The following is a 15,235-nucleotide window of genomic DNA, read 5'->3' on the forward strand; positions in this document are numbered from 1 at the left end:
GTCGCGCCGCGCGACTTACTCGGCCGTGACAGTGCGCGCGTAATCGTCCTTGCCGAAGGTCGCCTCCTGCCCGCGCAGCTCGCGCCGGGCAGGCAGGCGGTTTCCGCTCACGCGCGCGATCCCCTTCTGGGCCTCGGCGCCCGGCGCCACGACGCGCCAGATGATGCCCGCCGTATCGTCGCTGACCAGCAGCGCACCGTCTCCGGCCCATTCAACCCAGGTCGGGCGTCCGCGCGTCGTGCCGTCACCGGTCAGAAAGCCTGTCAGCACCGGTACCGGCTTGCCTGTTGGATTGCCGCGCTCGTCGAAGGCGACATAGACAACGTCGTAACCAGAAGGAGGCTTGCGGTTCCACGAGCCATGGCGGGCGATGAAAGCGCCACTGGCGAACTTGTCGCCCATTTTCGCGCCCTCCCGACTGAACACGAAGCCCAATGCCGCAACGTGCGGACCAAGGGCGTATTCGGGCTTTCGAACATAATTGATGAATGCCGGGATCGGATATTTGACCCGACGATCGAAATTGTCGCCCCAGTAAACCCACGGCCAGCCGTAGTGCGCCCCGACAGGGACATTGGTCAGGTAGTCGGGCACCAGGTCGCTGCCGAGCATGTCGCGTTCATTGACCGTGGTCCACAACTCGCCCGACCAGGGACTGAAATCGAGGCCGTTGGCATTGCGGAGTCCTGCGCCGAAGATGCGCTGCCTGCCGGTTGCCGTGTCGATTTCCCAGATGAGGGCGCGGCCCTCCTCGGCTTCCATGCCCTTGTCGGCAATGTTCGTGTCCGAGCCGACTGCTGCGTAGAGTTTCGAGCCATCTTCGTTGATGGCGAGGTTGCGCATCCAGTGACCGCCGCCGCTCGCGAGGTCGATGACCTTGCGCGCAGGCCCAGAGACTTTCGCGTCACCGAGCTTGTAAGGATAGGCCATCACGGCGTCATTGTTGGCCACGTAGAGCGTGTCATTGGCCCATGCGAGACCCGAAGGCGAATTAAGGCCTTCGAGGAGCACCTGCCTCACCTCTGCGCTCCCATTGCCGTCCGCATCGCGAAGCAGGACGACCTTGTTGGGCGACTTTCCGGTGGCGCCTGCGCGACTCATCAGCAGGTCGGCGATCCAGGCTTGCAAACCTCCGCCCTTGCTCTCGGGAGCACGGGTGAGGGACACGAGAATGTCGCCATTAGGAAGTGCCTGCAGCGTGCGCGGATGCTCGAGGCCATCGGCGAAGCGCGTAACGGCCAAGCCTTCGGCGGCCGCGGGAACTTCGTCGGCCTTCCAGCCGACCGGCTCGGCGATGGCCACGGTCGGAAACGTCTCGGCCGCGGGCTCCTCGAGCTTGGGGTCTGCGCCGACGACCTCGTCCCACGGGACAGTCGCGGTATCGCCTCGCGAAATGAACCAGAACGCCACCGCCAGGACCAGCAGCAGGACGAGAAGGGCGATGCCCAGCTTCTTGAGAATGCTCATGCCTTGCGGGATAGGCGAGCACGCTTTTCACGGCAATGACGATTGCCACTTGCCCGTGGGGCCCTGCACACTAGATCACCGCCATGTTCGATTTTCGCCCTGCGGACGACTGTCCCAAGCCCGAAGCCTATCGCCAGCTCGTCGATGCGGCGGACGCTTTGACGTCGGGAGAGCGCGACGCCGTGGCAAACATGGCCAACATCGCCGCGCTGCTGTGGGACTTCCTGCCTGACCTCAACTGGGCGGGCTTCTACCGGGTAGTCGAGGGCGAACTGGTTCTCGGGCCCTTCATCGGGCGTCCTGCTTGCATCCGCATCGCGATGGGCTCTGGTGTGTGCGGCGCAGCGGCAGCAACTGGAGAGTCCCAGCTGGTCGAGGACGTCCACGCATTCCCCGGGCACATCGCCTGCGACGCCGTGACCAATTCCGAACTGGTCGTCCCTGTCCTGCGCGACGGGAAGGTCACGGCCGTGATCGACCTCGACAGCCCCATTCCGGCTCGTTTCGATCTCGAGGACCAAGCCGGGATCGAACGTCTTGCGTCCGTCATCGCAACCCGCATTTAGTCTCGTTTTCCCGAATTGGCACACGGAAGGCGCCGCTTTTGGCGCAACTTCCCACGCGTGTTAGAAATGCGGAAACCATGATCAGCCCGCTCCTCGCCCGGAGTCGCGGCAGGGAGAACTGAATGTCTGCGCTGCGCACCCTTGCCCTGTGTTCCGCCCCGATCGCGCTAGCTGGAGGCGCTGCCTCCGCGCAGGAGGCCATCTCGTATGAGACCGGAGAGTACACCTACGCACAGGAAGGCCAGCCGAACGCCGACCCGGCACCTGTGGTATTCCGCGAGCGGGAGGTGATCCAGTCGATTCCTTCCATTGATCCGGACGAGGAATTGGAGGTCGTCGCGGTCGATTCCACTCCCGAGCCCAACGTGGTGAATCCTGTTGGCCATACGGCACCGAGGATACTCTACGCCTATCCGGCGGTTTACGCGCAGCCGCCTGCGCCGGGGAGCGCGTCTCGCGTGATCTACCGCGAAGGAGATCCGCGAGCTTCTCGGACATATTCCTACGTTTACGAGGGTTCGGCTCCCATGGTGCCCCCGGGCGGGCGGATCGTCCATTTCGACAGTGACGCCTGGCTTGCCGAATGTCGCCGCCGCATCGCCCCGGTCACCTACTACGAAGAGGACGGCAATGGCGAAGTGGCGGGCGCACTGATCGGCGCTGCTGCAGGGGGCCTTATCGGGAATCGGGTCGCCGGGCACGGTCATCGTGCGACCGGCACGCTCCTTGGCGCAGGGATTGGAGCGCTTGCAGGCGCTGCAATCGGCGACGCGGTCGACGATCGCACAGTCGCCGGCGAGGGCGAGGATCGATCGGGGCAGTGCGAAGCCTATCTTGACGGTTACATGGAGAGTGCCCGCACCGGGGGCTTCCACGGCCATACCTCCGCCTCCGGTGAATACATGCTTGTCCCGGTCACCGTCATGGTGCCCCAGCGTGCCATCTACGCTGACGGCACCCCGTTCGAGCGATAGGCCGAAGTTGCGCCACGCAACTTCATGCCGAGCAACATATTGATATTTATATCAAATATCGCCGCCGGTCAGGCGTTGACAGATGAGGTCAAGCTGGTCGAGGGTGCGATAGCGAATGGTGACCGTGCCCGTGTTGGGCGAATCCTCGGTTTTGATGCGGACCTGCATCCCGAGGAACTCCTCGAGGTGGCCCTGCACAGCCGAGATATCAGCATCGTTCTCGCCTGATCGCGAGGGAGCCGGTTTGCGGGGTGCCACAGGCTCCCTGCCGACCGCCCGCGCCAGCTTTTCGATCTCCCGCACCGACAGTTTCTGTTCGACGGCGCGACGGGCGAGCGATGAGGCTTCCTCGTTCCCGATCAGCGCGCGCGCGTGCCCCATGGACAATGCGCCATCTGCAAGCAGGGCAAGCACGTCGTCCGGCAGGGCGAGAAGGCGCTGGAAGTTCGCCACATGGCTGCGCGACTTGTCGACAAGCTTGGCGATCTCCGCCTGGGTCATGCCCTCATCATCGGCAAGCTTTTGATAAGCCCGCGCTTCTTCGAGCGGATTGAGGTCTTCGCGCTGGAGGTTCTCGATCAGCGCCAGGGCCATGACCTCGCGCTGGTCGAGGTCACGCACGACAGCCGGGATCTCGTGCAGGCGCGCCCGCTGTGCCGCGCGCCAGCGACGCTCGCCGGCTACCAGCTGGTAGCGACCAGCACCCATGGGGCGGACAATAATGGGCTGGATGACGCCCCGAGCCGCGATCGAGGAGGCCAGTTCGTCCAAGGCTTCCTCGCGGAAATGCGTGCGCGGCTGACCTGGGAGCGGCGAAATGTCGGCCACCGGGATGGACGCAAGGCCAGTGGTGACAATCTTCGGACCACTCGCTGCAGATAGGGACTGGCCGACCTCGGTTGCGTCCTGGCGAACCAGCGGCTCCTCGCGACGTGTCTCGCCAAGGAGCGCACCCAGGCCCTTGCCGAGCTTCTTCTTGCGATCGATCATTCGTGCGGGACTCGTTGCGTCGCTCATGCGGCCTTCCTCTTTTCTGACAACCTGCCGATCAATTCGCGCGCGAGTCCGATGTAGGCACGGCTACCAGGGCAATTGTGATCATAGACGAGCGCCGGCATCCCATGGCTCGGCGCTTCGGAAAGACGCACATTTCGCGGAATGACGTTCTCGAACACGAGGTTGCCCAGGCAATCGCGCACATCGTCGGCCACCTGGTCGGTGAGGCGGTTGCGCCGGTCGAACATCGTCAGGACTACGCCGACGATACCCAGATTTGCGTTGAATCCCTGCTGGATACGCTCGACGGTCTGGAGGAGCTGGCTCAGGCCCTCGAGGGCGAAGAATTCGCACTGCAGCGGCACCAACAGCGTATCGGCAGCGCATAGGGCATTGAGTGTCAGCAGCCCGAGTGAAGGTGGGCAGTCGATGAAACATACATCGTAGCCGGCGAAACCATCCTTGCCTTGTTGCGCAAGAGCCGAGGTGAGACGCGAGGTGCGGTCATCAACCGAAACAAGCTCGACCTCGGCACCGGAAAGGTCCTGCGTGGCCGTAACGATATCCAATCCGGGAATATCAGTGGGTTGGACACATTCGGCGAGCGTCGCCTGGTCGAGGAGCAAGTCGTAGCTGGTGTTCACCCGTGCAGCAGCTTCGATACCCAGTCCCGTCGACGCATTACCCTGAGGATCGAGGTCGATCAGGAGTGTTTTCCACCCCGTCGCCGCCATTGCTGTCGCAATATTGATGGCCGTGGTGGTCTTGCCCACCCCACCCTTCTGATTCGCGATCGCAACGGTGATCATGACTTTTCGCTCCATTTGCCCGTTCCGACCACGATTCCGGCCTCGTTGTCGGTGAGCGATTGTTCCACGTGAAACATCTTGCGCCCGAATTTTGATAGCGCAGCCACTTCTTGGGCCGCGGACCGCCCTTTCGGCAACACCCAGCGGGTGCGACTTGTGGAGAAGCGTGCGGATAATGCGAGCAATCGATCCAGGGGAGCAAACGCGCGGGCTGTGATGACGCCCGCCTCGAATGTCTCGACCTGTTCGAGCCGCGCTCCCTCGATTCGACAGTTGTCCAACTGCATCTTGGACTTCATGCGCTCTAGCCAATCGATCCGGCGCTTGCGGGATTCTACAAGAATTACAGGTATTTCCGGCCTCAGTGCCGCGATTACCAGCCCCGGGAAACCGGCGCCACTTCCCAAGTCCATCCACGGCCGCGTTGAGCGCTCGGCATGGCCGATGAGTTGGGCGGAATCGGCAATGTGACGCTGCCAGACACACTCGAGCGAATTTTTCGCAACGAGGTTTTGCAGCACGTTCTCCTGCCGAAGTTCGTCCTCGAGCATCTGCAAAGGTTCGAGCGATTCTTTTCCGCCGATCTCCGCCACGTAGGCACGAGCGGATTCCTCGTCTCGGATCCTCACGACGCCGTGACCTGTCCGCGGCGGACGTGTATCAAAACGGCGGCCAATGCGGCGGGAGTAATGCCCTGCACTCGGGAGGCAGCGGCGATCGTCCCGGGGCGAGCTCTCGACAGCTTCTCGACCATTTCGTTAGAAAGGCCCGGAACCGATGAATAGGAAAAGTCGGAAGGAAGCCGCAGAAGTTCGCTGGCACGGAGTTCCGCCAACTCTGACTCCTGCCTCGCGAGGTAGGGTGCGTAGAAGGCGTCCTCAGCCAATTCGACCGTAAGCGCATCAAGCGGATCGAGCCCCGCAAGAACGCTCGCGATTTGTCCCACGTCGACATGGCCCCCGGAAAGCCATTCCCTCGCCGGCCGCTCACCCGCATCGCGTTTCACGTGAAACCCTGCGTCGATAAGCTCGCGGGCGTGTATCGGTGCACTAAGAAGCGCTTCGAGTTCATCGCGGCGCGCCGCCCGCTCGGTGAACCAGGCCTTCCTCTCCGCACCCGCCAATCCGGCATCGATCGCCGCTTGGGTAAGGCGGGTGTCGGCATTGCTGGCCCGCAATCGCAGGCGATACTCCGCGCGTGAAGTCAGCATTCGATAAGGCTCGGTGATCCCCTGTAGAGTCAAATCGTCCAGCATGACTGCAATATAGGAATTGGCGCGATCAAGAATCGGCGCCTCCTTGCCGATTACAGACGCCGCTGCCTGCATCCCAGCGACGAGTCCCTGCGCCGCCGCCTCTTCATAGCCAGTGGTGCCATTGATCTGTCCGGCACAGTACAGGCCCGGGACCGCATGAAGCTCGAGTGTCGCTTTCAGCGCTCGTGGATCGATATGATCGTATTCCACCGCATATCCAGGGACGACCATCTCGACCTGCTCCAGACCCCTCATCGCCCGAAGCATGCCGAGTTGTACGTCGACCGGCAGCGAGGTGGAAATTCCGTTGGGATAGACCAGATGCGTGTCAAGTCCCTCGGGCTCGAGGAAAACCTGGTGGCCGTCGCGATCCCCGAACCGATGGATCTTGTCTTCGATCGAGGGGCAATACCGCGGCCCCGCCGCCCCGATTGCGCCAGAGAAAAGAGGAGAACGGTCGAGATTGGCGCGAATGATGTCATGCGCCCGCTGGTTGGTGCGGGTGATCGCGCAGAAGACCTGCGGGTTATCCCTCCGCACGGTGAGGGAGGACATCGTCCAATTCCCATCGTCGGAAGGCTGCTCGTCGAGACCTGCCCAATCAATGGTCCTCCCATCCAGGCGGGGAGGCGTGCCCGTCTTCAGGCGACCCATGGGCAGGTCTGCGCCGCGCAATTGCCCGGCAAGACGATGTGCGGCATTTTCGCCGATGCGCCCGCCCTCGAAACGCTCTTCCCCGCGGAACAGTACGCCTCCAAGGAAGGTGCCCGTGCACAGGACGACCGCTCGCGAAGTGAGGCGAGTTCCGTCGGCAAGTTCCAGACCGTTAACGCGATCGCCCGCGAAGACCATTGCCGCAGCTTCCCCCTCGATGATCGAAAGGTTACTTTGTCGCGCCACCTGGGCCTGCACCGAAGCCTTGAACAGTCTGCGGTCCGCCTGCACCCTTGGGCCCCAGACCGCACTGCCCTTCGATTGGTTGAGCATGCGGTAATGGATCGCTCCGGCATCGGCTGCACGAGCGATGATCCCGTCGAGCGCGTCGACCTCGCGAACGAGGTGTCCCTTGCCAAGCCCACCGATTGCCGGGTTGCAGCTCATCGCGCCTATTGCCGACGCGTCGAAAGTCACAAGCGCGGTACTCGCACCCATCCTGGCCGCAGCACAGGCAGCCTCGACCCCGGCATGTCCGCCGCCGACTATGATCACGTCGAATTCGTGCATGGACGGGCGATTACCTCCGTCGCAAGCCGAGGTCAAAAGCGATGTGTTCCACGTGGAACATCACTTGCCGATGCAGAACCGGCCGAAGAGCACATCGAGCATCTCCTCGGTCGAGTTCCTCCCGGTGATTTCATCGAACGAGACGCGTGCGCGACGCAGGTTCTCTGCCGCGATCAACCAGTCACCTTGCCCCCGACACGCCAGGAGCGCTTCGCACGCCTCCCGAACAATCAACTTCTGTCGCCGGGTTAGGGTTATCCGATCAGGCGGAGGTAGGCTCCGCTTTGCCCGTGCGATGATCTCCGCAACCAGAGCGTCCACGCCCTCACCGGTAAGAGCAGAGACCCTGAAACCCGAGCTGGCCGCAGCGGTGTCGGCGAGATCTATCTTGGGCCAAACCTGGATCGCCCCTTCGGGCCTGTCTTCATCACCACCCAGCCAAAGCACGATTTCGGCCCGGCGCAACTGATCGTGTGCCCGCTCAATACCGATGGCCTCGATCTCCCCGACATCTTCGGCACGCAAACCTGCCGTATCGACAAAGACTAGGGGCACACTACCAAGAGCGACTGCCCTCTCGATCACATCACGCGTGGTGCCTGCCTCGGCCGATACAATCGCGGCTCCATCCTCAATTATAGCATTGAAAAGAGACGATTTTCCAGCATTCGGCGGCCCACCGAAGACGACCCGGACACCCTCGCGCAAGCGGTCGGCGGATGGTCGCTCCAGAACCCGCTCGATGTCGCGCCGCAATTCCTCCAACCCGGCAGCAAATGACGGGGGCAGATCGCCCACATCGTCCTCGTCCGAGAAATCGATGACGGCTTCGAGTTGGGCCGAAAGCTGAAGCACCCTGTCGCGCCAACCCTCCACTCGCCGGGACAACTCGCCTCCCGCAGCGTGAAGCGCGCCGCGACGCTGCCATTCGGTCTCTGCGGAAAGGAGGTCAGCCAGCCCCTCTGCCTCGGCAAGGTCGATCCGGCCGTTGGCCAAGGCACGTCGGGTGAATTCGCCCGGATTGGCCTCGCGAAGTCCGGTGAGCTGTCCCAGCGTGTCGAGAACAGCGGCCACAACCGCCCTGCCCCCGTGACAATGAAGCTCGGCCAGATCCTCGCCTGTGGCAGTGCCGGGGCCGGGGATCCACAGGACAAGGGCTTCGTCGAGGATATCCCCCTGCCGATCGACCAGTCTGCGCAGTACCGGCCGTCGCGCAGGCATCTCGCCACAGCCGAGAATGTCGAGCGCGCCGCGTGCACCCGTGCCACTGATACGAATGACCGCGATCCCGGCCGGCGGCGCGCCGCTCGACAGGGCGAAGATGGTGTCAGTCATCGGCTAGTCGGAAGATTCTCAGTCCTCGTCAGACTTTTTCTTGTCCGACTGGCTGCGCGCCGCATTGGCGCCTTCCATGAAGCTCTGGAAAAGCTTGAAGCCTGCTTGGCCCATAGGTGCGAGCTGCTTGGCGTATTCCTGCAGCTGATCAGTGTTGGTAACACCCTTCATCGCTTTGGACATCATATCGACGTAGATGTCGTTGGCCTTGCCCACGTCGGGAAGCCCCATGAAGCTGCGTGCCTCTTCGGGCGTGCAGTCGATTTCGATATGGACCTTCATGCAGCTTCCTCCGTTGTGACCCTGTGCGCCATGTCTGCACCCTATCTGGGTTTGCCAAGCATTCGCTGCAAGCGCTAGGCCGCATGAAGACCAATTGCGAGGGAGAACCGCGCCGATGACCGAAACAGCCCAGATCGCCACCCTGAGCGGCAATGACCACTTCACCGCTTATGTCGCGCGCCCCGCAGGCACGCCGCGCGCTGCGATCATCGTGATCCAGGAAATCTTCGGCGTGAATGCGGGCATCCGCCGCAAGTGCGACCGACTAGCCGAGGATGGCTATCTCGCCGTGGCGCCGGACCTGTTCTGGCGGCTGCAGCCCGGCATCGAGCTGGATCCGGACGTCGAGCCCGAATTCAAGCAGGCGCTCGACTGGATGGGCAAGTTCAACCAGGACCAGGGCATCCGCGATATCGAGGCGACGATCCATCATATCCGCCGAGAAGAAGGCGTCGCGAAGATTGGTTGCGTCGGATACTGCCTCGGTGGCCGGCTGGCCTACATGACTGCGGCGCGCACCGACGTGAATGCCTCCGTCGGCTATTACGGTGTCGGCATCGACGGACTGCTGGGCGAGAAACACGCGATCGCACACCCGGTCATGCTCCATATCCCGACCGAGGACGGCTTCGTCGATAAGGCGACGCAACAGGCGATGCACGAGGGCTTGGACGATCACCCCAAGGTCACGCTCCACGACTACGAAGGGCTCGACCACGGCTTTGCCACCGAGTTCGGCAAGCGCCGCAGCGAGGATGCCGCGAACCTTGCCGACAGCCGCACCAGCGCCTTCTTCGCCGAGCACCTTGCCTGATGCGCAATCGCGCGCAAATGCGCGAATCGTCCGAGCTGTTCATGCGCTTCGGACCGACGCTGGTTGTGGTGCTGCTCGCCGCGATCTGTGCGCTGGTGGAGAACCTGCGCTGGGGCCTGGTGGTCACCCTCCCGCTGCTGGCGCTGGCGATCTACGACTTCTTCCAGCGGCGCCATACGCTGTGGCGCAACTATCCTCTGCTCGCGCACATCCGCTGGATCATGGAGGACCTGCGTCCCTATGCCCGGGCCTATTTCGTAGAGGGCGACCTGGAAGGCCGCCCGTTCAACCACGACGAGCGCGCGCTGGTCTACGCGCGGGCCAAGGGCGAGCTCGATTCGCATCCCTTCGGCACCGAGCTCGACGTCTATTCGGACGAGTACGAATGGCTGGGCCATTCGATCGTGCCCAAGGAGGATGCCCCAAAGGAATGGCGCGTCACCGTCGGCACAGACCAGTGTGCCAAGCCCTACTCCTCCTCGCTCCTGAATATCTCCGCGATGAGCTTCGGTTCGCTGTCGGCGAACGCGATCATGGCGCTGAACAAGGGCGCCGCACTTGGCGGGTTCTACCATGACACAGGCGAAGGTGGCCTTTCGCGCTACCATCGCTCGCACGTGGGTGATCTCGTGTGGGAGATCGGCAGCGGCTATTTCGGTTGCCGCACCAAGGACGGCGCATTCGACCCCGGCATGTTCGCAGAGACTGCCAGCGAAGAGCAGGTCCGCATGGTCGAGATCAAGCTCAGCCAGGGGGCCAAGCCGGGCCATGGCGGGGTCCTGCCAGCGGCCAAGGTCACTGCTGAAATCGCCGAGGCACGCGGCGTATCCGAAGGTGAAGCCTGCGTTTCGCCTGCCGCGCACTCGAGCTTCTCCACCCCGGTTGAATTGCTCGAATGGGCTGCCAGCCTGCGCGAGCTTTCCGGTGGCAAGCCCGTCGGCATCAAGCTGTGCGTCGGCCAGCCGCACGAAGTCTTCGCCCTGATGAAGGCGATGCTCGAGACCGGCATCAGGCTCGACTACATCGTCGTCGATGGGGCTGAAGGTGGGACCGGTGCAGCGCCGGTCGAATTCTCCAACCGTCTCGGCATGCCCCTGCGCGAAGGACTAATCCTGGTGCGCAACGCGCTCGTCGGCACGGGGCTCAAGAAGGAGATCAAGCTTGGTGCCGCAGGCAAGGTCCATTCGGGCGCCGGTCTCGCAATGAATCTCGGGCTGGGTGCCGACTGGTGCAATTCGGCCCGCGCCTTCATGTTCGCGCTGGGCTGCGTGCAGTCGATGAAATGCCATACCGATGCCTGCCCGACCGGCGTGGCGACACAGGATGCAACCCGCCAGCGCGGCCTCGTGGTCGAGGACAAGGGCGAGCGTGTCGCCCGTTTCCAGCGCCAGACTCTCGCATCGCTGAGGGAAATGGTCGTCGCCATGGGGCTCGAGAACCCGTGGCAAATCGCGCCGTGCCATATTTCCGAGCGACTCAATTCGGCCAAGTCGGACCGGATCGACAATATCTACGGCTTCCTCAAGGAGAACCAGTTGCTCGACGATCCGGGTTCGACGCAATATGCCGAGGATTGGGAAAAGGCCCAGGCACACACATTCGGGGAGGCGACATGTCGGCCAAGGTAGGATTGAAGCGCTGGCACGAGGTTATCGAGGGCGGCAGTTCGCCCGAGGCACTCTCGGCCATCATCCGCGAAGACGCAGTATTCCACTCACCCGTGGTGCACACGCCGCAGGTAGGTCGACCAATTGTGGTGGCCTATCTCTCGGCTGCAGGACAGACGCTTGGCAACGAGAGCTTCGAATACGTCCGCGAGCTGGTCGATGGCGAGAACGCCATGATCGAGTTCCAGACCACGATGGACGGCATCCACGTCAATGGTATCGACCTCATCCGCTTCGACGAGGACGGCAATATCGTCGATTTCAAGGTCATGGTCAGGCCGTTGAAGGCGGTGAACAAGGTCTGGGAAAAGATGGCCGCTCAGCTGGAACGCCAGAAGGCCTCATAAACGCCCGAGAACGAACTCTGCGCGCTCTGCGGGGGTGGCGAAGGGCAAGATGACCAGATCGTAGCCATAGTGCCTCCAGGCGCGTTCTACGGCATCATCGCTGGCAAGGGCAGCATCCCAGTCCTGGATGCGCTCGTCATCGGGCGTGTAGATCTCGCGCCAGGGCCTGGCATGGAACACGGGCCCATCGAAACGAAGGTCACGACAGGCACGATCGATTTCGGCCGGAACCTCGAGGCCTTCCAGCCAGAGGAAGCCGACGATATCCGCGAAACCGCGGTCGAAGATTGAGGGCGATGCGTCGGCCGCCCGCCATTCCGACATCTGCTCGATGAACATGGCATCGGCGAAGCCGCGCGGGTCGCGCTCGCGCAGTTCCATGCCGCCCTCCCCCTGAAGGATGCGGCGGGCAACCTCGCGCACGACGGGGACGCCGCGCTGTGCGAGTTCGTCGAGCAAAGTGGACTTGCCCGCGCCGGGAGCGCCGGTGACAGCCACTCTCCGGATCGCGGGCATGCGCGCCGAACCCTTACTGGTTCATCGTCGCGAAGAAGTCCTCGTTGGTCTTCGAATCCTTCATCTTGTCGAGGAGGAATTCCATCGCGTCGACCGTGCCCATCTGCATGAGGATGCGGCGCAGGACCCACATCTTGGAAAGCTTGTCCTTCTCGACCAGCAGCTCCTCCTTGCGGGTGCCGCTCTTGCCCACGTCGAGCGCGGGGAAGATGCGCTTGTCGGCAACCTTGCGATCGAGCACGATTTCCGAGTTACCAGTGCCCTTGAATTCTTCGAAGATGACCTCGTCCATGCGGCTGCCGGTATCGATCAGCGCGGTGGCGATGATCGACAGCGAACCGCCTTCCTCGATGTTGCGCGCGGCGCCGAAGAAGCGCTTGGGGCGCTGCAGGGCGTTGGCGTCGACACCGCCGGTGAGAACCTTGCCCGAGCTCGGCACGACAGTGTTGTAGGCGCGGCCGAGACGCGTGATCGAGTCGAGCAGGATGACGACATCGCGCTTGTGCTCGACGAGACGCTTGGCCTTCTCGATCACCATTTCGGCGACCTGGACGTGGCGGTTGGCAGGCTCGTCGAAGGTCGAGGAGATGACCTCGCCCTTCACGCTGCGCTGCATGTCGGTGACTTCCTCGGGACGCTCGTCGACGAGCAGGACCAGCAGGAAGACTTCCGGGTGGTTGTCGGTGATCGCCTTGGCGATGTTCTGCAGCAGCACGGTCTTACCCGTGCGTGGCGGGGCGACGATCAGCGCGCGCTGGCCTTTGCCCTGCGGCGAGATGATGTCGATCACGCGGGCCGACTTGTCCTTCACCGTCGGATCGAAGGTGTCGAGCGTCAGCTTTTCTTCCGGATAGAGCGGCGTGAGGTTGTCGAAATTGGTCCGGTGGCGGACCGCGTCGGGATCGTCGAAATTGACCGAGGCAAGGCTGGTCAGCGCGAAGTAGCGCTCGCCTTCCTTGGGAGCGCGGATCTCGCCCTCGACCGTGTCGCCGGTGCGCAGGCCCCATTTGCGGACCTGGTTGGGCGAGACATAGATGTCGTCGGGGCCGGCGAGGTAGTTCGCCTCGGGGCTGCGCAGGAAGCCGAAGCCGTCCTGGAGCACCTCGATGGTGCCGATGCCCATGATCTTTTCTTCGTATTCCTCGTCCTCGGCGAGTTCGCGCAGGATGCAGAACATCAGGTCCTGGCGGCGCATGGTCGAGGCGCCCTCGACACCGAGTTCTTCGGCCATCGACACCAGCTCGGCGGGGGTTTTTGCTTTTAGGTCTTTGAGATGCATTTGTTTTCTCGAGAGTATTCTGTTGGGATGGCCGGCAGGTCGATATGGGCTTGGAGAAAGCGGACCCGGCCCCGTCTTGGATGCGGGACCTATAGCCGGTCGGTGGAGATGCAATTACGGGCGCGCCGCAAATGCGTCAATTCATAAAGCGATAGGCGGATGCGTCAGAAGGGTTTGACGACGACCAGCACCACGATGAGCGCGAGTGCGATGCCGGGAAACTCACCCCACATGCGCAACTGCTTCTCGCTCAGCGGTCGCTCGCCCGCGACCATGGCCTTGGACTTGGCGACCATGAAGCCGTGAAAGCCGGTCAGGGCAACGACCACCAGCAGCTTGGCGTGGAACCAACCCTGGTCCCAGGCACCGATGGACGAGGCCAGCGCAAGGCCGAGAACCCACACCACGACGAGGCTCGGCGTCAGGATGATCTTGCGCAGGAGGCCCATGCGCTTGCCCCACAACGCCGCTTCTTCCGATCCCGGCGCAGTGCCGTGAAGATAGATCATCTGCCGGGGGAGCATGAACAGTCCCGCCATCCAGAACACCATGAAGATGATGTGTCCGGCCTTGAGCCAGAGGTAGGTCATGGCAAGCACGTCCTGCATCGCGAAGCTATGTAGGTATTGCGCACGAGTGCGTCACCCCTCGAAACCGCGGACAGTCGAAATCAGCCGCTCGACGTGTTCGATGGGCGTGCGCCGGTCGATGCCGTGACCGAGGTTGAAGACATGCGGCCGGCCGGCAAAGGCACGCAGGATCGTCGCCACGCGCTTTTCGAGCTCGGGGCTTCCTGAAAGCAGCAGCAACGGATCGAGATTGCCCTGTACCGGCATGTCCGCAGGCAGTTCGCGGGCAACCCAGTCCGGATCGAGCGTCTCGTCCACCCCCACGGCATGCACCCCGGTGTCGCGCGCATAGGCGGGTAGCTTCTCGCCCGAGCCCTTTGGAAAGCCGATGACCGGAGTATCCGGGTGGCGCTCGCGCAGTGCCGCTACGATGGCAGCATTGGGTGCGATGACCCAGCGTTCGAACTGATCGGGAGCCAGGCTGCCGGCCCAACTGTCGAACAGTTGCACCGCTTCCGCACCGGCTTCGATCTGGCCGGAGAGATAGGTGATGGTCTGCTCGACGATGGCGTCGATGATCGCTTTAAAGGCGCCGGGATCGCGATAGGCCATGGCTCGCGCGTCGTGTTGGTCGCGGCTGCCCTCGCCCGCCACCATATAGGTAGCGACGGTCCAGGGGCTGCCCGCAAAGCCAAGCATAGTTACGCCTTCGGGCAGACGTTGGCGGCACAGGCGGACCGTCTGGTAGATCGGCTCGTAGCGCTTGGTCGCCGAACACAGCGTTTCGAGCGCTTCATCGACAAGCTTGGGAGCAAGCTTGGGCCCCTCGCCCGCCTCGAACCACAGGTCCTGGCCCATCGCATGCGGCACGATCAGGATGTCGGAAAACAGGATCGCCCCGTCAAAGCCGAAGCGGTCGATCGGCTGCAACGTGATCTCGCACGCCGCCTCACTGTCGTAAGCCATCTCAAGGAATCCGCCCTTCTGCTCCCTCAGGGCACGGTATTCGGGGAGGTAACGCCCGGCCTGGCGCATGAGCCACATGGGCACCCGCGAGGAGCGCTTTCCGTTCAGCGTATCGAGAAGGAGACCGGGCATACGGGAAGAGTCCAATCCAATATATTTATTTAGATAA

At 62.9% G+C, this 15,235-nt stretch carries 16 protein-coding genes; 5 read left to right on the forward strand and 11 right to left on the reverse strand.

The genetic code is table 11. From position 1 onward, the window contains the following. Positions 1 to 15 precede the first annotated feature (15 nt). Entirely contained in the window at positions 16 to 1,467 is a 1,452-nt protein-coding gene (locus tag IRL76_RS12735; RefSeq protein WP_200981694.1) for a PQQ-dependent sugar dehydrogenase, read from the reverse strand. A gap of 83 nt (positions 1,468 to 1,550) precedes the next feature. Between IRL76_RS12735 and IRL76_RS12740 the strand changes: the two genes are divergently transcribed. Continuing rightward, entirely contained in the window at positions 1,551 to 2,033 is a 483-nt protein-coding gene (locus IRL76_RS12740) for a GAF domain-containing protein (protein WP_200981695.1), read from the forward strand. A 122-nt stretch (positions 2,034 to 2,155) separates the two neighbouring features. Continuing rightward, on the forward strand, positions 2,156 to 3,007 hold the full coding sequence (locus IRL76_RS14605; protein WP_246449782.1) for a glycine zipper 2TM domain-containing protein: 852 nt from the start codon (positions 2,156 to 2,158) through the stop codon (positions 3,005 to 3,007). A 51-nt stretch (positions 3,008 to 3,058) separates the two neighbouring features. Here the strand turns inward: IRL76_RS14605 and IRL76_RS12750 are convergent, their stop codons facing one another. Genes IRL76_RS12750 through IRL76_RS12775 form a run of 6 tightly spaced genes read right to left on the reverse strand, consistent with a single transcriptional unit; the run spans position 3,059 to position 8,908 of the window. Continuing rightward, positions 3,059 to 4,024, reverse strand: coding sequence for a ParB/RepB/Spo0J family partition protein (locus IRL76_RS12750; RefSeq protein ID WP_200981696.1), 966 nt, complete (start codon positions 4,022 to 4,024; stop codon positions 3,059 to 3,061). Then, a complete protein-coding gene (locus IRL76_RS12755) occupies positions 4,021 to 4,812 on the reverse strand; it encodes a ParA family protein (protein ID WP_200981697.1) in 792 nt (263 codons plus the stop codon). Before IRL76_RS12755 ends, IRL76_RS12750 begins: the two co-directional genes overlap by 4 nt. Further along, entirely contained in the window at positions 4,809 to 5,441 is a 633-nt protein-coding gene (gene rsmG, locus IRL76_RS12760) for a 16S rRNA (guanine(527)-N(7))-methyltransferase RsmG (protein WP_246449785.1), read from the reverse strand. Before rsmG ends, IRL76_RS12755 begins: the two co-directional genes overlap by 4 nt. Beyond that, entirely contained in the window at positions 5,438 to 7,291 is a 1,854-nt protein-coding gene (gene mnmG, locus IRL76_RS12765; RefSeq protein ID WP_200981698.1) for a tRNA uridine-5-carboxymethylaminomethyl(34) synthesis enzyme MnmG, read from the reverse strand. The genes rsmG and mnmG overlap by 4 nt, the downstream gene beginning before the upstream one ends. Before the next feature lie 60 nt (positions 7,292 to 7,351). Then, positions 7,352 to 8,626 (reverse strand): tRNA uridine-5-carboxymethylaminomethyl(34) synthesis GTPase MnmE, encoded by a 1,275-nt coding sequence (gene mnmE / locus IRL76_RS12770; protein WP_200981699.1) that lies wholly within the window; start codon positions 8,624 to 8,626, stop codon positions 7,352 to 7,354. A gap of 18 nt (positions 8,627 to 8,644) precedes the next feature. After that, positions 8,645 to 8,908, reverse strand: a complete 264-nt coding sequence (locus IRL76_RS12775; protein ID WP_200981700.1) for a DUF6489 family protein — start codon at positions 8,906 to 8,908, stop codon at positions 8,645 to 8,647. A 115-nt stretch (positions 8,909 to 9,023) separates the two neighbouring features. Here IRL76_RS12775 and IRL76_RS12780 point away from each other — a divergent pair, with 115 nt between their 5' ends. The 3 genes from IRL76_RS12780 to IRL76_RS12790 are packed head-to-tail and all read left to right on the forward strand — an operon-like array spanning position 9,024 to position 11,736. After that, the gene (locus IRL76_RS12780) at positions 9,024 to 9,722 is read left to right on the forward strand and encodes a dienelactone hydrolase family protein (RefSeq protein WP_200981701.1); all 699 of its coding nucleotides are present in this window, start codon (positions 9,024 to 9,026) and stop codon (positions 9,720 to 9,722) included. 17 nt (positions 9,723 to 9,739) lie between these two features. Then, positions 9,740 to 11,350: an FMN-binding glutamate synthase family protein gene (locus IRL76_RS12785; RefSeq protein ID WP_246449788.1), complete on the forward strand. Its 1,611-nt coding sequence runs from the start codon at positions 9,740 to 9,742 to the stop codon at positions 11,348 to 11,350. Continuing rightward, positions 11,335 to 11,736, forward strand: a complete 402-nt coding sequence (locus tag IRL76_RS12790; protein WP_200981703.1) for a nuclear transport factor 2 family protein — start codon at positions 11,335 to 11,337, stop codon at positions 11,734 to 11,736. Before IRL76_RS12785 ends, IRL76_RS12790 begins: the two co-directional genes overlap by 16 nt. Here IRL76_RS12790 and IRL76_RS12795 read toward each other — a convergent pair. The 4 genes from IRL76_RS12795 to hemE all read right to left on the reverse strand — a co-directional run bounded on the left by IRL76_RS12795 (position 11,731) and on the right by hemE (position 15,198). Then, positions 11,731 to 12,252 carry an AAA family ATPase gene (locus IRL76_RS12795; RefSeq protein WP_246449790.1) on the reverse strand — a complete coding sequence of 174 codons (522 nt, stop codon included), beginning with the start codon at positions 12,250 to 12,252 and terminating at the stop codon, positions 11,731 to 11,733. The two genes, IRL76_RS12790 and IRL76_RS12795, sit on opposite strands and share 6 nt — an antisense overlap. A 13-nt stretch (positions 12,253 to 12,265) precedes the next feature. After that, positions 12,266 to 13,531 (reverse strand): transcription termination factor Rho, encoded by a 1,266-nt coding sequence (gene rho, locus IRL76_RS12800; protein WP_200981704.1) that lies wholly within the window; start codon positions 13,529 to 13,531, stop codon positions 12,266 to 12,268. A 164-nt stretch (positions 13,532 to 13,695) separates the two neighbouring features. Further along, positions 13,696 to 14,139 carry a CopD family protein gene (locus IRL76_RS12805; protein ID WP_200981705.1) on the reverse strand — a complete coding sequence of 148 codons (444 nt, stop codon included), beginning with the start codon at positions 14,137 to 14,139 and terminating at the stop codon, positions 13,696 to 13,698. A gap of 33 nt (positions 14,140 to 14,172) precedes the next feature. Further along, positions 14,173 to 15,198: a uroporphyrinogen decarboxylase gene (gene hemE, locus IRL76_RS12810; protein ID WP_200981706.1), complete on the reverse strand. Its 1,026-nt coding sequence runs from the start codon at positions 15,196 to 15,198 to the stop codon at positions 14,173 to 14,175. Between the last annotated feature and the right edge of the window lie 37 nt (positions 15,199 to 15,235).

Source organism: Qipengyuania soli, assembly GCF_015529805.1.
Taxonomy (GTDB): Bacteria; Pseudomonadota; Alphaproteobacteria; order Sphingomonadales; family Sphingomonadaceae; genus Qipengyuania; species Qipengyuania soli.